General features: G+C 37.3%; 19 protein-coding genes. 12 read left to right on the top strand and 7 right to left on the bottom strand.

Translation table 11 applies throughout. The features are described from left to right. Positions 1-71: 71 nt before the first annotated feature. Both clpX and SOI85_RS06705 read left to right on the top strand, forming a co-directional pair. Positions 72-1,433 (top strand): ATP-dependent protease ATP-binding subunit ClpX, encoded by a 1,362-nt coding sequence (gene clpX / locus SOI85_RS06710; RefSeq protein WP_320663638.1) that lies wholly within the window; start codon positions 72-74, stop codon positions 1,431-1,433. Positions 1,434-1,528: 95 nt separating this feature from the next. After that, on the top strand, positions 1,529-3,268 hold the full coding sequence (locus tag SOI85_RS06705) for a DNA polymerase III subunit gamma/tau (protein ID WP_320663637.1): 1,740 nt from the start codon (positions 1,529-1,531) through the stop codon (positions 3,266-3,268). Here the strand turns inward: SOI85_RS06705 and SOI85_RS06700 are convergent. Together SOI85_RS06700 and SOI85_RS06695 are read right to left on the bottom strand one after the other, a co-directional pair. Beyond that, a complete protein-coding gene (locus SOI85_RS06700; protein ID WP_320665148.1) occupies positions 3,265-4,584 on the bottom strand; it encodes a glycosyltransferase family 2 protein in 1,320 nt (439 codons plus the stop codon). The genes SOI85_RS06705 and SOI85_RS06700 overlap by 4 nt on opposite strands. 27 nt (positions 4,585-4,611) lie before the next feature. Continuing rightward, positions 4,612-6,105, bottom strand: a complete 1,494-nt coding sequence (locus SOI85_RS06695; protein WP_320663636.1) for a SpoIID/LytB domain-containing protein — start codon at positions 6,103-6,105, stop codon at positions 4,612-4,614. Positions 6,106-6,269: 164 nt separating this feature from the next. On the opposite strand from SOI85_RS06695, the gene rpmI reads away from it, so the two are divergent. From rpmI to SOI85_RS06660, 7 genes are all read left to right on the top strand, one after another. Beyond that, on the top strand, positions 6,270-6,467 hold the full coding sequence (gene rpmI, locus SOI85_RS06690; RefSeq protein WP_320663635.1) for a 50S ribosomal protein L35: 198 nt from the start codon (positions 6,270-6,272) through the stop codon (positions 6,465-6,467). Between the two features lie 63 nt (positions 6,468-6,530). Beyond that, a complete protein-coding gene (rplT, locus tag SOI85_RS06685) occupies positions 6,531-6,878 on the top strand; it encodes a 50S ribosomal protein L20 (RefSeq protein WP_320663634.1) in 348 nt (115 codons plus the stop codon). Between the two features lie 135 nt (positions 6,879-7,013). Then, entirely contained in the window at positions 7,014-7,571 is a 558-nt protein-coding gene (locus SOI85_RS06680) for a tetratricopeptide repeat protein (RefSeq protein WP_320663633.1), read from the top strand. 34 nt (positions 7,572-7,605) lie between these two features. Next, positions 7,606-8,409, top strand: a complete 804-nt coding sequence (locus SOI85_RS06675; RefSeq protein WP_320663632.1) for a thiazole synthase — start codon at positions 7,606-7,608, stop codon at positions 8,407-8,409. Between the two features lie 93 nt (positions 8,410-8,502). Next, positions 8,503-8,670 (top strand): high light inducible protein, encoded by a 168-nt coding sequence (locus SOI85_RS06670; protein WP_320663631.1) that lies wholly within the window; start codon positions 8,503-8,505, stop codon positions 8,668-8,670. 59 nt (positions 8,671-8,729) lie between these two features. Beyond that, the gene (locus SOI85_RS06665) at positions 8,730-9,926 is read left to right on the top strand and encodes an NAD-dependent epimerase/dehydratase family protein (RefSeq protein WP_320663630.1); all 1,197 of its coding nucleotides are present in this window, start codon (positions 8,730-8,732) and stop codon (positions 9,924-9,926) included. 27 nt (positions 9,927-9,953) lie between these two features. Continuing rightward, on the top strand, positions 9,954-11,108 hold the full coding sequence (locus SOI85_RS06660) for a glycosyltransferase family 1 protein (protein ID WP_320663629.1): 1,155 nt from the start codon (positions 9,954-9,956) through the stop codon (positions 11,106-11,108). Here the strand turns inward: SOI85_RS06660 and SOI85_RS06655 are convergent, their stop codons facing one another. From SOI85_RS06655 to SOI85_RS06635, 5 genes are all read right to left on the bottom strand, one after another. After that, the gene (locus tag SOI85_RS06655) at positions 11,109-11,369 is read right to left on the bottom strand and encodes a hypothetical protein (RefSeq protein WP_320663628.1); all 261 of its coding nucleotides are present in this window, start codon (positions 11,367-11,369) and stop codon (positions 11,109-11,111) included. Between the two features lie 142 nt (positions 11,370-11,511). Beyond that, positions 11,512-14,397 (bottom strand): aminomethyl-transferring glycine dehydrogenase, encoded by a 2,886-nt coding sequence (gcvP, locus tag SOI85_RS06650; RefSeq protein ID WP_320663627.1) that lies wholly within the window; start codon positions 14,395-14,397, stop codon positions 11,512-11,514. Between the two features lie 87 nt (positions 14,398-14,484). Then, entirely contained in the window at positions 14,485-14,874 is a 390-nt protein-coding gene (gene gcvH, locus SOI85_RS06645) for a glycine cleavage system protein GcvH (protein WP_320663626.1), read from the bottom strand. 23 nt (positions 14,875-14,897) lie between these two features. After that, on the bottom strand, positions 14,898-16,199 hold the full coding sequence (locus SOI85_RS06640; protein ID WP_414477813.1) for an aminotransferase class I/II-fold pyridoxal phosphate-dependent enzyme: 1,302 nt from the start codon (positions 16,197-16,199) through the stop codon (positions 14,898-14,900). Between the two features lie 11 nt (positions 16,200-16,210). After that, positions 16,211-16,933: a hypothetical protein gene (locus tag SOI85_RS06635; protein ID WP_320663624.1), complete on the bottom strand. Its 723-nt coding sequence runs from the start codon at positions 16,931-16,933 to the stop codon at positions 16,211-16,213. Positions 16,934-17,013: 80 nt separating this feature from the next. Here SOI85_RS06635 and SOI85_RS06630 point away from each other — a divergent pair, with 80 nt between their 5' ends. From SOI85_RS06630 to dnaB, 3 genes are all read left to right on the top strand, one after another. Then, positions 17,014-17,946 carry an acyl-CoA desaturase gene (locus tag SOI85_RS06630; protein WP_320663623.1) on the top strand — a complete coding sequence of 311 codons (933 nt, stop codon included), beginning with the start codon at positions 17,014-17,016 and terminating at the stop codon, positions 17,944-17,946. A gap of 47 nt (positions 17,947-17,993) precedes the next feature. Further along, positions 17,994-18,452, top strand: a complete 459-nt coding sequence (gene rplI / locus SOI85_RS06625; RefSeq protein ID WP_320663622.1) for a 50S ribosomal protein L9 — start codon at positions 17,994-17,996, stop codon at positions 18,450-18,452. A gap of 70 nt (positions 18,453-18,522) precedes the next feature. After that, a complete protein-coding gene (dnaB, locus tag SOI85_RS06620) occupies positions 18,523-19,938 on the top strand; it encodes a replicative DNA helicase (protein WP_320663621.1) in 1,416 nt (471 codons plus the stop codon). Positions 19,939-19,966: the final 28 nt, after the last annotated feature.

Below are 19,966 nucleotides of genomic sequence, written 5' to 3'. Positions count from 1 at the left end.
AACAATCCTATTAGTTACGTCTGACAAACATCTGTCAATCAAACCCAATTTCACTAATTGCTCAGAGCTCGATGGCAAAATTTGACGCCCATCTAAAGTGCTCCTTTTGTGGGAAAGCGCAAGATCAAGTAAGAAAACTAATTGCTGGACCTGGTGTTTATATATGCGATGAATGCATAGACCTTTGTAATGAAATTCTTGAAGAAGAACTTTTAGATAGTGAAGGAAATCCTAGACAAGGATCCGAGCAAAGCCGTAAATCTTCTGTCAATGCTGAAAGTGCTCCCAAAAAACCTGCACCTACGCTTGCTTCCATCCCCAAACCAATCAAAATCAAATCTTTTCTTGACGAACAAGTTGTTGGGCAAGAAGAAGCTAAAAAAATACTTTCCGTTGCGGTCTATAACCATTACAAAAGACTTGCCTGGAAAGGAGATGGGAAAGGAGAGACCGAATTAACTTCTACTAAGCTTCATAAATCCAACATTCTTTTAATAGGGCCTACAGGTAGTGGAAAAACACTTCTTGCCCAAACTCTTGCTGAATTGCTTGATGTTCCTTTCGCTGTGGCAGATGCAACCACACTTACAGAAGCAGGTTATGTAGGAGAAGACGTAGAAAATATTCTTCTGCGACTCATGCAGAAATCAAATATGGATGTTGAAGTTGCTCAAAGAGGAATTATATATATCGATGAAATAGATAAAATAGCTCGTAAAAGCGAAAATCCTTCAATTACAAGGGATGTTTCTGGCGAAGGTGTTCAGCAGGCCCTGCTCAAAATGCTCGAAGGGACAGTAGCAAATGTTCCACCACAAGGAGGCCGAAAACACCCTTATAGCGAATGCATTCAAATAGACACTAGTCAGATCTTATTTATTTGCGGGGGAGCATTTGTAGGCCTAGAAGATGTAGTTCAAAAAAGGCTAGGCAGAAATTCAATTGGCTTTATGCCAAATAGCAATGATGGCGTACCAAGATTAAATAGAGATATAAAAGACAATGAAGTCCTCAAGCAACTTGAACCAGATGATCTTGTTCGTTACGGACTTATCCCTGAATTCATTGGAAGAATGCCAGTAACAGCTGTTCTAGAACCACTTGACAGTCAAGCACTCGAATCAATTCTTACTGAGCCACGAGATGCTGTAGTCAAGCAATTTAAGACTTTACTAAGTATGGATAATGTCCAACTAGAGTTTGACAAAAAAGCCGTAGAAGCAATTGCTAAGGAAGCGTTTCGTCGCAAGACTGGTGCAAGAGCCTTAAGAGGAATAGTTGAGGATTTAATGCTAGATCTGATGTACAAACTCCCATCTCAAAAAGACATTAAAAACTTTACTATTACAAAAGAAATGGTTGATGAGCTGACCGGAGGGAAAGTACTGCCTCTAACTTCAAATAAGAAAATAAAAGAACAAGCTAGAGCTTAAATCTTTAAAGCTATTAATCTAAAAAAATAATTCATTCAATTCTGAAAGAATTTTCAACTCATCAATGAGTATCCTCTAGATCTTCGTGATGATGCATGAGCAAGGCCTACGTTCCACTACATCATAAATACCGCCCTCAAAGCTTTAATGACTTAATCGGTCAAGAGTCAATAGCACTTACTCTTCAACAAGCAATTAAGACTGGTCGAATAGCACCTGCATATCTTTTCAGCGGGCCAAGGGGAACTGGAAAAACATCAAGCGCAAGAATTCTTGCACGATCTTTAAATTGTATTAATCAAGATTGCGCTACTGTTGATCCTTGTAATTCCTGTGAACTATGTAAAGGAATTTCTATTGGATCCGCGCTAGATGTAATAGAAATAGATGCCGCATCTAATACAGGTGTAGATAATATCCGTGAATTAATAGAAAAAGCGCAATTTGCCCCAGTTCAAGCGCGCTGGAAGGTTTATGTAATAGATGAATGCCATATGCTCTCAACAGCTGCATTTAATGCGCTATTAAAAACACTAGAAGAACCTCCCAACAAAGTTGTTTTTGTTTTAGCAACTACTGATCCTCAAAGAGTCTTGCCTACGATTCTTAGTAGATGTCAAAGATTTGATTTCCGTAGAATCTCATTAGAAGAATTAATCAAGCATTTAGGATTCATTGCTTCAGAAGAACAAATATCTATTGAAAGTGGAGCATTAGAAATGATTGCGAAGCATGCACAAGGAGGGCTAAGAGACGCAGAAAGCATGCTTGATCAATTAAGCCTTATACCTCCGCCAATTACATTAGATTCTGTTTGTGAATTATTGGGAGTAATACCTGAGAATGAACTACTAAAATTAGTTAATTCCCTAGTAGATTCAAACCCAGTTTCAACATTAACAATTTGCAGAGATTTACTAGATTTAGGAAGAGAGCCAATCTCTATTCTTCAAGGTTTTGCTTCTGTCCTCAGAGACTTAGTAATTAAATCTGTCGCTCCCAATGAAAGTAAGTTATGTAACCTATCAAAAGATTCTGAGAAGAAGCTTGAAGAGATTACAAAGAAAATAGAGTTAGAAAGTATTTTAGAATGGCAATATAAATTAAAAGGAAGTGAACATCAATTAAGGCAAAGTCTACAGCCAAGACTTTGGCTAGAAGTTCTTCTACTTAGTCTGCTTTCAAAGCCTAGTATCATAGAAAATAATAAAGTTGAATTAATTGGTAAAAATCAAATTGTTAATAATCTATCCTTTAATCAAAAAAACAAGACAAGAGAGGAAGTTAATAAACAAGAAGAGATAACTACATCAAGAAATCTAGAGGAAATTACTCCAAAAGAAGAGGATATAAAAGTTGATATAAATAAGCAAAGTAATCAACTTTCAGAATTATGGCAACAAGTACTAGCTGCGCTTGAGCTTCCATCCACGAAAATGCTTTTATCACAACAAGCTACTTTAGTCAGACTGACTGAAGAGCATGCTGAAATAAGTGTTTCCTCCAATTGGATAAGTATGATTGAAAGTAGAAGAGTTCTTATAGAAAAAGCTATTCAAGAAACCATAGGAACTCCACGAAAGTTAATCTTCAAAGGTAGAAAAGAACCTATTAAACAAAAAGAAAATAACGTTCAAGGCAAACAAGTTCTGCAAAAAACAAATCATATTAAAAAAGATATTGATATAATCAAAGAGCAGATTAATCAATCAAATTCTTCTGAAAAAAAAGAATTAAATAAAAATGAAGTCAAGCAAGAAAATGATGCTGAGAAACTAGCAAATTTTTTTAATGGTGAAATAGTCAATCTAGAGAACTCTAGCAATAATAATTAAGCTCCTGTATGTGTTGTCTTTACCCAAATAAGTTTCTTTGGCAAAATTGCCATTTTCAAAGCAACAAAAGGAATCACGATAAACCAATGTAGTAAATATATAATTGCTAATATTAATCTTATAAGTCTAGGATTAGGTATGTCTGGACCTTCACTGTCTCTTGAGCAACCTTTCCAATAGGCTAATCCTGATACACTAAGTGCAACAAAAGATAAAGGCCAATATAAAGGAAGTGATCTCAAATAAATTGAGGTGGCTAGATCACTAAATGAAATTAATGGTATTGCATATTGAAGAAGAAAAAAGAAAAACAAATCTTTTTTCTTCTTCAATGAAACTTTATTAGACAGTAAATCAAGCCAATAATCCAAAAACCTTTGCAATCCTCCTTCTGCCCATCTTTGCCTCTGTTTTATTAGATCAGACCATTGAACAACTGCTTCCTCTTGAATTGGCGGATTCCAAATTATTCCTATAGGCTCTCCAGCAATTAATAATCGAGAACTTAAGTCAAGATCATCTGTAACAGTTCCCTCATTAAAACCCCCACATTTGTCCAAACTTTGTCTCTGTAAGAGTTGTCCGTTTCCTCTAAGCTCAACAACTCCACCACCGCATAACCTTCCTCTTTGAATCACAGCATCCATTGCCATTTCCATAGATTGAAAACAAGTCAATAAGTTTTGATTTGGATTGATCACAGCCTTTCTAAGTTGAACTGCAGACCAATTTGTTTTTTGAGCTATTAAAATAAGTCTTAACAAAACATCTTCACTTAATTGAGCATCTGCATCAAGTATCAACAACCATTCTCCGTGCAAAAATTGTAGTGCGTGATTCAATGCTCCAGATTTTCCACCACCGGCCGATCTTGCACGTTGTAATAAATGAAAATTAGGCAAACCCTCTATTAAACTCTTTAATATGCTAGAAGTATTATCTTGACTTCCATCATCAATAATCCAAACTGATAACTTTTGCTTTGGATAATTAATTAATTTAAGTCTGTTAATCAATTCCTCAATTACATTTTCTTCGTCCCTAGCTGAAATCAAAATATCAACAGATGGCATGTTTTCTGAATTACTAATAAAAGAGTCAGATTTATATTTTTCTAAATTTTGAAAAGTATTTTCCCTATCTCTCAAAACCACTCTTAAACCATATCCACCTAGCAAAACAGCAAGTGTAATCCCAGGCAAAAGATTGCTTATTGGTGCAAGGAAGTGAGGAAATGCTCCAGCAAAAAAACAACAAACTATAAATAATGCCGCCTTAGAGCGTCGGTTATTTCCACTCGCAGCAACTATTGCCATGGATATAACTAAGTTCAATCACAAACTCTACGGCAAAGTTCCATAAATAGATCCTGGATAATAATGCATGAGAATTTTGTCAACATCCCATCCTCTCCTAGCTAACTCAATTGCACCAGCTTGAGATAACCCTGCACCATGTCCAAATCCTCCTCCTGAGAATCTCCAAACCCCTTCCTCTAATTGATCTATAACGAATAAAGTACTAGGTAGATCTTGAATAATTCTGCGAATACTATCAAGTCGAAGTACTAATTCAGGCTTTTTATCAGTTCCGAGAATTTGCAAAGCCAAAACCCTTCCACTGGAACCTCTTTGGAGGACTTTGCAATAAATTGGGGCCCTATTATTAGACTTTGGAAAAGCATCATCAAGAACTTGCCGAAGTTTTTCTGATGTAATAATTCGTTTCCATCTGAAGCGATAATGACTGTTTCCATATGCCCCTTTACTTGCTAACAGAAATTTCTGAAGTGAGGATTTGTTATTCAGAGGTAAGGGGAACTGTTTTTTCCAGGCAATAGTGCCATCTAATTTAGTCTTCAGATAAGGCAATGACGAGACGGACCATGCTTCATTTATAGATGCCATGACGCCTCCATTAGTAGCGTGATAAACCGCATGTATTGGTTTACCTTTCCAGCTAAGAACTTTTCCAGCAGTTATTTGTATAGCTTTTTCTAATTCCGGGCTTGAGTTTTGGGGATCCTTATAAACCTGGCATTGTGTATTACTACATAAATGATAACCATCAATCGCAAAACGATGACTATTTGCAAGTGCCCAAGTCCTTGCCAGAACGGCTTGAGAAGCTAAAGCATTTAAAGGTGATCCAGAGCCAATTTCATGCGAAACAACTCCTCTTAAATATTCCTTAAGACTTACTTTCTGTATAAATGTCCAACTTCCATAAGCATCAGGTTTTAAAAAAAATGGACCGGAATAAATACCACTCTTCCATCGCAAACCCTTAGGCGCATCTATGGAAATATTTCCTGATAAAGGTATGTCTGTACCTCCAACTTTTAAAACAGGTCTTACCAGAGTATTAATAGACTTTTCCCAAGGCTTCATCACAATGCCTTTAGGAATTTTGGCATTATGAGGCACCCACACTTCCCAATCCTTGGGATAAGCAACAACAGGAGCAATTCCAGCTTCCTTTAATCTGTTTGCAAATTGCTCGGCAGACTCAAAACTTGAAAAAGGTCCTGCTGTTTTTCTAGAAATAGTTAAAGAAGAGTGCAAAGGTGATTTCCTCCAGCCAATTCTTATGCTCCCGGCCTTATGGATAACTCCTTGAGAGTCGGTAAGAACCAATTTCCCAGCTACGCTGACTAAATTAATATCCTTTGCTTGATGGGATTGAATATTTAATTGACCCAAATATGGTTCCAATCCAACTAATAAGAACTTATTACTGCCATTTATTGCAGAAGTTTTAACAGGCTCACTCTCTTCAAAATAAATATTTCGATAATTAAATATCAAATCATCAGCTTTAGTAAAGGAAGGTCCCAAGCAGACGAAAAAACACAGTAGTGATCCGGAAAAAAAATATTTATTTTTGAATAAACCTGCTTTCATTAGCAATAATTCAATTGAAAAACATTCAGATAATGATCTGATTTGGCTTTTGGGAGGTTAAAGTCCTAGGCTTATCAATGGTGCTTTTCCCCTAAGACATGCCTAAGCTAAAGACCCGCAAAGCTGCCGCAAAGCGGTTCAAAGCTACTGGCACAGGAAAATTCATGCGGCGCAGGGCTTTTCGTAATCACTTACTAGATCATAAGAGTCCTAAACTCAAGAGACATTTGGCAACTAAAGCAGTTGTCAATGAGAGAGATGCAGACAATGTCAGTCTGATGCTCCCTTACTCCTAAGCCAATTCCCTCTATAAAGCAATCTATTTTGCTTCTACAATTACTAACTAACTTCGATTTGTCATGGCAAGAGTAAAAAGAGGCAATGTTGCACGAAAGCGTCGCAATAAAATTCTGAAATTAGCCCGCGGATTTAGAGGTGGGAATGGAAAACTCTTCCGCACAGCTAATCAAAGAGTAATGAAAGCTCTATGCAATGCCTATAGGGATAGAAGGCGCAGAAAACGTGATTTCCGTCGTCTTTGGATAGCGAGAGTTAATGCTGCTGCAAGACTTAATGGAATGAGTTATAGCTCTTTCATGGGAAATTTAAAGAAAGCTGATATCAGAATAAATAGAAAAATGCTTGCTCAATTGGCCGTGATTGATCCGTCAAATTTCAGTAAAATTGTTGAATCTGTTAAAAGTTAATAGTTTTGCTGCCTTAATTATTTAATATCAAGCTATTTAACATATTTATAATATCTAATAGTATTAATGAGTAAGCTACAATTATCTCGATGATTATAAATTCTATATATCAATTATCCAAGATATCTTCTTCTTATGAGTTTTTCTCTTCCAGAGACTTATTTAATCGGGCTAAGTGGTCTTTTATTAGTAATTACGATTTTAGTCGGCAGACAGTTTTTCAGGACTCGTAAAGACGAAATAAAGCTAATAAAACTTGAAGAAGGGTCTAGTAACTCATCAAAAGATGCTGGGGATCTATATGAACTCGCCTCTGTTCAATTAAGGAAAAGGCTCTATCCACAAGCAACTGCAACACTTAAAAGAGCTTTAAAACAACTTAATGGAGAGCCCTCTGAAGCTAAGGCACTAATTGAAAATGCACTTGGTTTCTCATTAGCAGCTCAAAATGATTTCAAATCAGCAGTCATTCATTACAAAACTGCTATTAAAGCTAAGTCAGACTATCCGGTCGCACTAAATAACCTAGCTTTTGCTAAAAAGCGTTTACTGGATACAGATGAAGCCCTAGAGCTCTATGAAGAAGTTCTAAGATTAGATCCAAAGAATAAAACTGCTTTAAGAGAATTTGAAAAGCTAAAAAAAACCAAAGGAACTATTTCTCAAAATAATATTGATAGTAAAGGTTTCTAAATTTTCTACAATTTCAATAATTAATTAACCCTAAATGGACAACAAAAAAGACATGTTAAATATCGGCAACAAGGTTTTCAAAAGTAGATTACTTACTGGAACAGGGAAATATGAAAATCTAGCAATAATGAAAAAATGTCTAGAGAGTTCCAAATGCGAAATTATCACTGTCGCAATTAGAAGAATTCAAGCACTGGAGTCAAGCCATCAAGGACTTTTAGAGGCAATTGATTGGAAAAAATATTGGATGCTGCCCAACACTGCAGGTTGTTCAAATGCTGAAGAAGCCATTCGAATAGCCAGAATGGGGAGAGAATTGGCAAAATTAGCCGGTCAAGAAGATAATAATTTCATAAAATTAGAAGTTATTCCTGACGAAAAATATTTACTTCCTGATCCATTTGGAACACTACAAGCTGCTGAACAACTTATAAAAGAAGGTTTTACAGTACTTCCATATATAAATGCAGATCCTTTATTAGCAAAAAAACTTGAGGAAGTTGGGTGTGCAACAGTGATGCCACTTGGTTCACCAATTGGATCTGCACAGGGAATTAGGAACGAAGCCAATATTTGTTTGATTATAGAAAATGCAAAAGTACCGGTCATTATTGATGCGGGGATTGGAGTCCCTAGTGAAGCTGCTCTATCTATGGAATTAGGTGCAGATGCTGTATTAATAAATAGTGCTATTGCATTAGCAAAAGATGCTCCTTCAATGGCAGAAGCAATGAAAAAAGCAACTGAAGCTGGAAGACAAGCTTTTTTAGCTGGGAGATTAGAAGAAAGAAAAAAAGCTAGTGCCAGTTCACCAAGTCATGGAATAGTTACTGCTTAAACATCTTGAGATCTTAGTAACGGTAAGTAACGGAATTTTAAAAATTTAGAAATTGCCCATAAGGTCAAGCATCCGAGACTAAAAATAAGACTAATGACTGTTACAAAAGAATCAGAAGGTCGTCTTAACGCATTTGCTAAAGAGCCTGAAATTGAATTGATCTCAGATAACACTAGTAATAGCAAAGGATCTAGAATTTTTATTCTTTTAGGAGGCTTATTTGTGTTCGTTCTTATATCTTTCTCTATCACAATCAAATGAATCACCGTTAGTTGCTTGCGTATGATCGAATAGCTTTTCGTCTGCGGGAGTTTTTTGGGGTGAAAATCATTGTTCTCGGTGGTGACGGTTTCTGCGGATGGCCTTGTGCAGTGAATTTGGCTGACGAAGGTCACGATGTTTTGATAATCGACAACCTCAGTCGAAGAAAAATTGATATTGACTTAGAAGTCAATTCGCTTACTCCAATTGCAAGTATTGGAGACAGAGTCAAAGCATGGGAAGAAATTGGTGGAAAGCCAATTCGATTTATCAATCTAGATATTTCGAAAGAATTTCAAAGAATGGTTGATCTATTAATTGAAGAAAAACCAAACTCTATAGTTCACTTTGCTGAACAAAGAGCTGCTCCATATTCAATGAAAAGCAGTTCTACCAAAAGATATACCGTAGACAACAATGTAAATGGTACTCATAATCTACTTGCTGCAATAGTAGAAAGTGGACTGGATATTCATATAGTTCATTTAGGAACTATGGGTGTATATGGTTACGGATCTCATAGAGGCGCAACTATTCCAGAAGGATATTTAAAGGTAGAAGTTCCACAACCAGATGGCACTCGTTTTGAGGAAGAAATCCTCCACCCTGCAAGTCCAGGAAGTGTTTACCACATGACCAAAACCTTAGATCAATTACTCTTTTTGTACTACAACAAAAACGACCTAATCAGAATTACTGACCTTCATCAAGGAATCGTATGGGGAACAAATACAGATGCTACGAATCGAGATCCGCGCCTAACAAACAGATTTGACTATGACGGTGACTATGGAACTGTTCTAAATAGATTTCTCATGCAGGCCGCAATTGGATATCCCCTAACTGTTCATGGAACTGGTGGTCAAACTAGAGCGTTTATTCATATATGTGACTCAGTGAAATGTGTCCAACTTGCTCTAGAAAATCCTCCGGAAAAAGGAGAACGCGTCAAGATATTTAATCAAATGACTGAGAGTCATCAAGTTGGTGAATTAGCCAAAAAAGTGGCGTCGCTTACTGGAGCTGAAATTAATTATCTTCCCAACCCTCGCAATGAAGCTGTAGAGAATGATCTCATCGTAGACAATAGATGCTTCATTGAGCTTGGGTTAGATCCAACCACGCTTGATGATGGCCTCCTTACGGAAGTAGTAGATATTGCAAAAAGATGGTCAGATAGATGTGATCGAAAACGTATCCCCTGTATATCAGCTTGGACAAGCACACAAGCTAAGGCAATTGAAAAATCGAGTTAAATTTCTATTTATACATCATTTAATCAAGTGAAAATAGCTTTTTTTACAGAAACCTTCTTACCCAAAGTTGATGGAATAGTTACCAGACTCACTAAAACTGTTCAATATCTTGTGGAGGCTGGAGATGAAGTCGTTGTTTTCTGCCCAGAAGGATGTCCTGATACTTACATGGGCGCAAAAGTGATTGGAGTTGCAGCAATGCCTCTGCCACTTTACCCAGAACTAAAACTTGGACTTCCAGGCCCAGCAGTCTCAGATGCTTTGGAAAACTTTCAACCTGATTTAATTCATGTAGTTAATCCAGCTGTTCTTGGCTTAGGAGGAATATGGCTTGCAAAAACTAATAATATTCGATTAATTGCTAGTTATCATACTCACCTGCCAAAGTATCTCGAACATTATGGGATGGGAATGCTTGAGCCTCTTTTATGGGAATTACTGAAAGCAGCTCATAACCAAGCAGTTCTTAATCTTTGTACTTCGACAGCAATGGTAAAAGAGCTTAGTGAAAAGGGTATTCAAAACACTGCTTTATGGCAAAGAGGAGTAGATACAGAAACATTTAGGCCAGAATTAAGAAATGACAATATGCGTCAACGCTTACTTGGGGAATTTAGTGATGAAGGATCACTACTTATCTACGTTGGTAGATTATCTGCAGAAAAACAAATAGAAAGAATTAAACCTGTACTAGAGGCACTCCCTAATGCTCGCTTAGCTTTAGTTGGAGATGGTCCATATCGGCAGCAATTAGAGAAAATCTTTCAAAATACTGCAACTAATTTCGTTGGATATTTGTCTGGTGAAGAGTTAGCTAGCGCATATGCATGTGGCGATGCCTTCCTTTTCCCCTCAAGCACAGAAACCCTTGGTTTAGTACTTCTTGAAGCTATGGCTGCAGGTTGTCCCGTTGTAGGAGCTAATAGAGGAGGAATACCAGATATAATTACAGATCAAATAAATGGATGTCTTTACAATCCAGACGGAAAAAATGAAGGATCTGAGAGTTTAATTCAAGCAACTCAAGCAATCTTAGGGAATGAATCTCAAAGACTATCTATGAGAAAAGCTGCTCGTGAAGAAGCTGAAAAATGGGGATGGCGTAGCGCAACTAATCAACTAAGAAATTATTACACCGATGTGATTGATAAAAAATATGATGGTCAATCTTTGTCTAATTAATCAAGCAGCTTGTGGTGGTGGAGTCGGTGATCCAGCTGGCTGAAAAGGTATGACTAAAGTAGCCCATCTTTCTGGCCTTTGAGGTCTTTGCTTTATTGGCTGTCGAATTCCAAATGGAACTCTAATGACATTAGTGCCATCCACTTGTAATAGCTTCCCATCTCCTAAAACTGATTCAAGACCATTTGAAAAATCTGGAAGCGTTAAATTTTTTTTATTTTGAAGTTTTTTTATAACTTCATCTGAGTTAGATCTCTTCATGTATCCCCAAAATTATGAAAGAGATGAAAACACTGAGGAATTTTAATTAAAAATTTCTCTCAATGAACAAATTAAAACCATTAATTAGGTTTTCGATGGAACCATAACTACAAAACTTGATATGTGCCAGGGGGAAAGAGGTTTAATTGTTAGACAAATCCTCTAAAGAGGCACAGCTACAAACTAAATTACGGTCTCCAAAAGCATTATCTATTCTAGAAACAGAAGGCCAGAACTTCGTTTTAAATTGATCTTCCATCGGAAAAGCTGCTGTAGTGCGAGAATATGGACGATCCCATTTATCAGCAGTAACTGTCTTTAATGTATGAGGTGCGCGTGAAAGTGGGTTGTTTTTTCTATCACTTATTCCCAGTTCAATCTCTTGAATTTCTAATCTAATTGCAATCATCGCATCACAAAAACGATTTAATTCAATCAAGCTTTCACTTTCTGTGGGCTCTACCATTAGTGTTCCAGCAACTGGCCAACTAACCGTTGGTGCATGAAAACCATAATCCATTAATCTCTTTGCAATATCATCAACTTCGATACCCGTAGAATCTTTTATTGGCCTTAAATCTAATATGCATTCATGAGCAACTAATCCATTTACACCTTTAAACAAAACTGAGTAATAAGGCTCTAAACGTTTGGCTATGTAATTAGCAGAAAGCATTGCAATAGAGGAAGCTTTTCTGAGATTCTCTGCCCCCATCATTCGTATATACATCCAACTAATTGGCAAAATACAAGCACTCCCATATGGAGCAGAAGAAACTGGCCCAATAGCAGAATGGCCTCCACAATCAAGAAGAGGATGACTTGGCAAGAAAGGAGTTAAATGAGCTGCAACTGCAATAGGCCCCACTCCAGGACCTCCACCTCCGTGAGGGATGCAGAAAGTTTTATGCAAATTCAAATGGCAAACATCTGCTCCATAAGAACCTGGGCGACATAGACCAACTTGAGCATTGAGATTTGCACCATCTAAATAAACCTGCCCACCATTTTTATGAACTATTTCACAAATTTCGCGAATCTGTGGTTCAAATACTCCATGAGTCGAAGGATAAGTAACCATTAAGGAAGATAACTTATCAGAATAATCTGCTGCTTTATTTTTCAGATCCTCTATATCAACATTACCTTTTTGATCACAAGAAATAGGTACAACTTTCAGCCCTGCCATTACAGCACTTGCTGGATTAGTTCCATGAGCACTAGTTGGAATTAAACATACATTTCTATGCGATTCGCCACGGGATTGATGCCAAGCTTGAATAACAAGCAATCCTGCAAATTCGCCTTGAGAACCTGCATTTGGCTGTAAAGAGACTCCTTGAAAACCAGTTAAATCCCCAAGCCAATTGCTGAGATCTGAAATTAATTGTTTATAACCTTGAGCTTGATCCTTAGGAGCAAAGGGATGAATATCAGCAAATTGCTTCCAACTTATTGGAAGCAATTCAGCAGTTCCATTAAGCTTCATCGTACAACTCCCCAAAGGAATCATTCCATGAACCAAAGAAAAATCTCTAGTTACTAATCGATTAATATATCTAAGAAGTTCTGTTTCGTTTCTATAAATATTAAACACTGGTTGTTCCAACCAATCGCTTTTCCTAAGTGGTATGTCCTTCATTAAATAACTATTTATATCTGGATTTATAGATTGCTTAAGTATTTTTTTACCACAAGCATCTGCTAAAATCTCATGCAATCTTAGTAGCTCATCTTCAGTAGTTAATTCATCAAAAGTAATACCAAAACCCTTAGCATTTTTTATAGAAGAACCTAAAGGCAAAATGCGCAAATTAAACCCTTTAGAATAGGCTAATTGATGGACTTGAGGTGCTTTTGAGCAATAAACCTCTACCGTGTCAAAACGATCAATTTTTTGAAAAGGGTATCCTAATTCCTCCAAATAACTTTCTAGCTTTAACCTCAGTTCAACAATTCTTTGAGCTATTAATTTAAGGCCACTAGGACCATGATAAATAGCATAAAAAACTGCAAGAACAGCCAACAAAACTTGAGCAGTACAAATATTACTAGTCGCCTTATCTCTACGAATATGCTGTTCTCTAGTTTGCAAAGCAAGTCTTAATGCCTGCTGACCTTCATTATCAATAGATTGTCCAACTAAACGGCCAGGTACTTGTCGTTTAAAAACTTCCTTAGTTGCAAAAAATGCAGCATGTGGCCCTCCGTATCCCATAGGCACTCCAAAACGCTGAGCGCTTCCAACTGCAATATCCGCCCCGAAGGATGCCACTGGCTCTATAAGCACTTGAGCCAATGGATCTATAGATACTGTTGCCAAACCTCCAATTTCATGCACTTTGGCAATTACTTCAGTTGGATCCCATAAATGTCCATTCTTTCCAGGTAATTGCAAAAGCAGTCCAAATACATCCTTATTTAAATTGAATTTCTGAGGATCTATTACTTCTAAAATTATCCCTAATGGTTTAGCCCTTGTTGTCAAAACAGCGAGGGTTTGAGGTAAAACTTCCTTATCAACAAGGAAACGTTTTGCCTGAGACTTTTTATTTACCACATAACTCAAGCTCATCGCTTCTGCTGCCGCAGTAGCCTCATCAAGAAGAGACGCATTAGCTATAGGCAAACCAGTAAGTTCACTAATAAGAGTTTGAAAGTGAAACAACGCCTCCAATCGACCTTGTGAAATTTCAGCTTGATAAGGTGTATAAGCGGTATACCAACATGGATTTTCCAAAATATGCCTCTTTACTAAAGCTGGAAGCGATGTCCCGTAATAACCAAGTCCTATTAAAGAACGAGAAGCTCTATTTTCATTTGCAATCAAGGCAATTTCTTCCAACGCTTTTTTTTCGTCGCAAGAGTCCTGCAAGTATTGACTATTATTTGTTTTATCCAGAATATTTGCAGGAACAACAGAAGAAATAAAGTCTTCCATTTGAGAAATTCCCAATAAATCAAGCATTTTCCCTTGATCTACTTCAGACAAACCAACATGCCTGCTAAAAAAACTTGATTGATCCATTACCAAATATTTTGATAGCTAATAAAAAGCTAAATTCTTATCTATTTAGGTTAATAAATCATATACCTGGCATGAGATAAATTATTTTTATTTCATCGCAACTTTCGTTTTATAACTTTCGGTATCCATAAGTTCTTTAAGTTCACTCAAAGCTGAGGGACGAATTTTCAAAAGCCATCCTTCTCCATGTGGATCATTTTGAAGCCCCTCAGGATTATCCAAAACAGCTTCATTAATTCCTACAACTTCTCCAGATATTGGAGCAAACATATCTTCAACAGCTTTGACAGACTCAACTGAGCCAAAAGCGCTACCTCTTTCCAAAGAGGTACCTATATCTGGAAGATCTACAAAAACAATATCTCCCAATTGATCTACAGCAAAAGCACTAATGCCTATTTTCACCAAGTCTCCTTCAGGTGATGCATATTCATGACTATCAGCAAAAAGGAAATGGTCTGGAAAATCGAAGGCCATTTAGGTAGGGCCAAGAAACTAACTTAATTTTGAGGCAATTTTACAAAACCTGCTTTATTTAAGTCGGAAATTGCTTGAATCAATGCAATTTTGACATGTGAGCGATGGGTTCCACCTTGAACAAACAAATTATAAGGATGAATCAAAGGTGCATCTGCAGAAAATTCACTAGTACTGCCATCAATAAATGTTCCTCCAGCCATTATTAAATCGTGCGCATAGCCAGGCATCTCAGAAGGAACTGGTTGTAAATAAGATCCAACTGGTGAGGATTTTTGAAATGCTTGGCAAATTAACTTCACTGCATCAGGAGATCCAATTCTAATAGCCTGAATCAAGTCTCCTCTTTTATCTCCTGAAGCTGGCATTACTTGAAAACCAAGTTTTTTAAAGACAGCTGCAATAAGGTCTGCACTTATTAAGGCTTCTGCAACCATTTGAGGTGCAAGAAACAACCCTTGCAAAATCACCCTATTCAAATCAAATGCGATTCCTCCTTCTGAACCAATGCCTGGAGAAGTAAGCCTACAGCAAGCTTTCTCTACTAAATCTGCGCGACCCGCAACATACCCTCCTGCAGGAACTATTGTTCCACCAGGATTTTTAATCAAAGAACCCGCTATCAAGTCTGCTCCTACTTGATTTGGTTCTTTTTGTTCTACAAACTCTCCATAACAGTTATCTACAAAACAAATGCAATTAGGTTGTTTGTTATGAACTAATGAACATACTTTAGAAATAGTATCAACTGATAAAGATGGCCTCCACGTATATCCGCAACTTCTCTGAATAAAAATCATTTTAATTGGATTATCTAAAGCTTTTTCAAGAGACACAAAATCTATCTTGCCTTCTTCATCTAATAAAACCTCTTGGTAATTAACTCCGAACTCTAATAATGAACCCTGACCTGAACCTCTTATTCCTATTACTTCTTCAAGAGTTTCATATGGTCTACCAGTAACAGATAGTAAATTATCTCCTGGTCTCAGGACTCCAAATAAGGCAGCGCTAATAGCATGCGTACCACTAACGAATTGAAGCCTTACTGCTGCCTTCTCAGCTCCTAGAACATTTGCAAAAATACGATCAATAATATCTCTACTTTGATCACCATGACCATATCCCGTTAAAGAGGAAAAATGTTGAGGGGCTAAACGAACAGAAGAGAAAGCTTGTAAAATTTTTTCTAATTGAGGGAATACATTCTCTGTTCTTCTTTCTGCAAGTGAAGTTAATTCTTTGGAAATAGAAAAAACATAATTCTTGGCCCATAGTTTTCTTAATTGATCGTCTATTGGTTCTTGAATAGAGTTATCCACAATAAGAAAATTTTTTAATTTTTAAGTAATTGTTCATCTCTAAGAGTTATAGCTTTGTTTCTTAAAGCATTAAGAAAATCATCTGCACCTTGTAAAAAAGTTCCTCTTAAAGAACGGTTAGTCATATATAAATCAAATAATTCACCATCAAATTCTTCAGCGGAATAATCTCTCAAGCCAGCCATCACTTCAGCAAACCTTTCTCTTCTACTAATTTTAGTTACTGGATAGGCAGCCATAATCTCATCTCTACATTGACGCCATGATTTTCCGTTGGATAAATATTCAGCTAAAGCTGCACTTAAGATCACAGCCTCATTGTCTTCAATAAACCAATCAAGTGATGAAGGCAAAGGCGCTAGTCCAACGAAAATTTCAAGTAAATCTCCTGCCCCAAGAGGTTTACCATCATCTGAATGTATAGGAATAGATGATTCTAATAGAACTTTTAGCAATTCAGGATGAGCTTCCAGTAATTGATCGCGTATTAACTCAATGCCTTGATCAAGCATTATATTTGCCCGAGCTAAAGCAAAAAATACTTCCGGCCCAGGCGATGCAAGCTTTCCATTCCTTAAATTAGAAATCTGAGAATTGTGAATTTTGCCAAGGTCAAGAGATTCAACTAGTGCAGGTAAAACTTTATGAGACCAACCATTACGCTCATGCCACACATGTATAAGATGGGCCATAGCCCTTCTGCCATCGGCAAGCTTATCGCGGAATCCTTTAGTCACAAGATCATCCAAAAGATCACTTCCAAGAATTGATATGGATCCTTATCAGCTATTATAAACATTATGTATACGGATCACTCATGGATTCCAGTGTGATCGAAGCGTCTGCTCCATTGAAAAAGCCAGTGGCCGCAGAGAAAGCAATTGCCGCTTCTAAGAAACTACAAATGCCTCTTAAGGTAACTGTCCTTAAGCCTGAAAGGCTTCATAAAAGATGGGGCACAGTTATTTTCATGGCCATAATTCATGCTTTAACAATATTTGCATTACTTCCAAAATTCTGGAGCTGGCAATCTTTTATAGCCTTTGTAATTCTTTATTGGGTTACTGCCTGCCTAGGAGTAACACTTGGTTATCATCGTCTTTTATCTCATAGATCTTTTCAACTTCCAAAATGGCTTGAACGTTTTTTTGCAACCTGCGGAGCCTTAAGCTGTCAACATGGTCCAATTGACTGGGTAGGCCTTCATAGACACCACCACACATTTTCAGATACCGAGCCCGATCATCATGACAGCAATAAAGGTTTTTGGTGGAGTCATATGGGTTGGATGTTTGAACATGTACCTGCCATGGATACAGTCCCTAGACTTGCTGGAGACCTAATAAAAGATCCCTATTATCGATGGCTAAATAAATACTTCCTCCTTCTTCAACTGCCATTAGGGTTAATGCTTTTTGGAATTGGAGAAATTACAGCAGTGGGCGGCTGGGCAATGGTTTTATGGGGGATACCATTACGTTTGGTTTTTGTTTATCACATCACTTGGTTAGTTAATTCAGCAACACATTGCTGGGGAACAGTGGAATATGACAGTGGAGATAATTCAAAAAATAATCCTTGGGTTGCAGCTCTTACATTTGGAGAAGGATGGCACAACAACCATCATGCTTTTCCAAATTCAGCTCGTCACGGACTGAAAAAGCGTCAAATCGATTTAACCTGGCAACATATTCGTCTTCTAAATGCTTTAGGTGTTGCTAAAAAGATAAGGTTACCTATTTCATCGTAAGGTTAGAGAATAAGAAATTGAATCAAGGGTAATCCTTTAATCAAACCATGGCTAAAAGAGTAAAAATCGTTCTCAACGAAGACATTGTTAATTTGGGTAAGGATGGAGATCTTGTAGAAGTTGCTCCAGGTTTTGCTCGAAACTTCCTTCTCCCTTACGGCAAAGCCCTTGCAGTTACTCCAGCTGTATTAAAACAAGTTGAGCACCGCCGCGCTAAACAAGCGAAGCTTGAAGCAGCTAAGAAACAAGAAGCCTTAGATTTTCAAACTGCACTGATCACGATCGGAAGATTCACTGTTAAAAAACAGGTTGGAGAGGATGGAGTTTTATTTGGGACAGTAACTAATGGAGACATCGCAGAAGCGATAAAAGAAGCGACTAAAAAAGAAATAGATCGACGTGAAATATTAGTTCCAGAAATTAACGGTATTGGAAATTACAAGGTACAAATCAAACTTCATAGCGAAGTAACTGCTGAAATTAACCTTGAAGTAATTAGTTACTAAATTCTTGGAAGCTGCAAATTAATTGCCAAAGTAAATCCATGAATTCTATTTAAACTAAATAATTCTTTAAATGGTTAATATACCTTTCTCGGATCAAACCGAAAGATCAAAAAATCCAGAAAAATCATTTAAAAAGTCACGCAATTTGTCCGAACCAAAGTTTGAAGTCCAGCAAGATTTACTGCCTCCTCAGAATCTAGAGGCTGAAGAGGCAGTGCTTGGAGGCATTCTGCTTGATCCAGATGCCATAAGTAGAGTTGCAGACCTCATTCGGCCCGAGGCTTTTTATTTGAAAGCACATAGAGAAATCTTTAGAACTGCATTAATGCTCCATAGTCAAGGTAAACCAACAGATTTGACTGCGATGAGTGCATGGTTGGCAGATACGGGTTCTCTAGAACAAATAGGAGGAAATAACAGATTAGTTGAACTGGTTGAGCGTGTTCCATCCACAGCTTCTATCGAACAAGTCGCACAATTAATTTCTGATAAGTTTCTACGTCGGCAACTTATAAGTTCCGGGAATGAGGTTATCAAACTTGGTTTTGATCAAAACCTGCCTATGGAAGAAGCCTTAGATCAAGCTGAACAAAAGATTTTTGCAATTAGCCAAGAGAGACCTTCGAAAGGGCTTACACCTACATCAGAAATACTGACAAGTACATTTAATGAAATTGAAGGTCGTTCAATAGGAACCTCAATACCTGGTATCCATGTCAATTTTTATGATTTAGATGGAATAACGCAAGGTCTACAGCGCAGTGACCTAATCATTGTTGCGGGCAGACCTGCCATGGGGAAAACATCCATTGTTCTAAATCTTGCAAAAAATGTTGCTCAATTACACGACTTACCTGTCTGTATATTTAGTTTAGAAATGAGTAAAGAACAGCTAGCCTATAGGTTACTTTCGATGGAAGTAGGTATTGAAAGCGGAAGGCTCAGAACTGGTAGATTGCAACAAGAGGAGTGGCCGTTATTAGGAGAAGGAATTAATACTCTTGGAAATCTACGGATGTATATAGACGATAAACCAAATTCAACTGTTTTAGAAATGCGCTCACTGTGTAGACGACTTATTGCAGAACAAGGCAAAGAACTTGGATTAATCGTTATTGACTACTTACAGTTAATGGAAGGGTCTACTCCTGATAATCGTGTACAAGAGCTATCACGAATTACACGGGGATTAAAAGGTATGGCAAGAGAACTTAAAGTTCCAGTAGTAGCACTATCTCAACTAAGCAGGGGAGTAGAATCTCGTACAAATAAACGACCAATGCTAAGTGATCTACGCGAATCTGGTTCTATCGAGCAAGATGCTGATTTAGTCCTAATGATTTATAGAGATGAGTACTATAACCCTGACACCACAGACCGAGGCATTACAGAAGTAATAGTAACTAAACATAGAAATGGTCCAATAGGCACAGTAAAATTACTTTTTGAACCTCAATACACAAGGTTTAGAAATTTAGCAACCTAACTATCTTTGTTGTGACTATTGTCTAAAG

The organism is Prochlorococcus sp. MIT 1223 (genome assembly GCF_034092465.1).
Taxonomy (GTDB): Bacteria; Cyanobacteriota; Cyanobacteriia; order PCC-6307; family Cyanobiaceae; genus AG-402-N21.
This window is presented reverse-complemented; position numbering and strand designations above follow the sequence as displayed.

Coding starts and splice junctions, on each gene's coding strand:
- SOI85_RS06705 (WP_320663637.1), top strand. CDS start 1,529: ATGAGCAAGGCCTACGTTCCACTACATCATAAATACCGCCCTCAAAGC.
- SOI85_RS06675 (WP_320663632.1), top strand. CDS start 7,606: ATGGACAACAAAAAAGACATGTTAAATATCGGCAACAAGGTTTTCAAA.
- gcvP (WP_320663627.1), bottom strand. CDS start 14,397: ATGGATCAATCAAGTTTTTTTAGCAGGCATGTTGGTTTGTCTGAAGTA.
- rpmI (WP_320663635.1), top strand. CDS start 6,270: ATGCCTAAGCTAAAGACCCGCAAAGCTGCCGCAAAGCGGTTCAAAGCT.
- rplI (WP_320663622.1), top strand. CDS start 17,994: ATGGCTAAAAGAGTAAAAATCGTTCTCAACGAAGACATTGTTAATTTG.
- gcvH (WP_320663626.1), bottom strand. CDS start 14,874: ATGGCCTTCGATTTTCCAGACCATTTCCTTTTTGCTGATAGTCATGAA.
- SOI85_RS06630 (WP_320663623.1), top strand. CDS start 17,014: ATGGATTCCAGTGTGATCGAAGCGTCTGCTCCATTGAAAAAGCCAGTG.
- SOI85_RS06670 (WP_320663631.1), top strand. CDS start 8,503: ATGACTGTTACAAAAGAATCAGAAGGTCGTCTTAACGCATTTGCTAAA.
- clpX (WP_320663638.1), top strand. CDS start 72: ATGGCAAAATTTGACGCCCATCTAAAGTGCTCCTTTTGTGGGAAAGCG.
- SOI85_RS06700 (WP_320665148.1), bottom strand. CDS start 4,584: ATGGCAATAGTTGCTGCGAGTGGAAATAACCGACGCTCTAAGGCGGCA.
- SOI85_RS06680 (WP_320663633.1), top strand. CDS start 7,014: ATGAGTTTTTCTCTTCCAGAGACTTATTTAATCGGGCTAAGTGGTCTT.
- dnaB (WP_320663621.1), top strand. CDS start 18,523: ATGGTTAATATACCTTTCTCGGATCAAACCGAAAGATCAAAAAATCCA.
- rplT (WP_320663634.1), top strand. CDS start 6,531: ATGGCAAGAGTAAAAAGAGGCAATGTTGCACGAAAGCGTCGCAATAAA.
- SOI85_RS06655 (WP_320663628.1), bottom strand. CDS start 11,369: ATGAAGAGATCTAACTCAGATGAAGTTATAAAAAAACTTCAAAATAAA.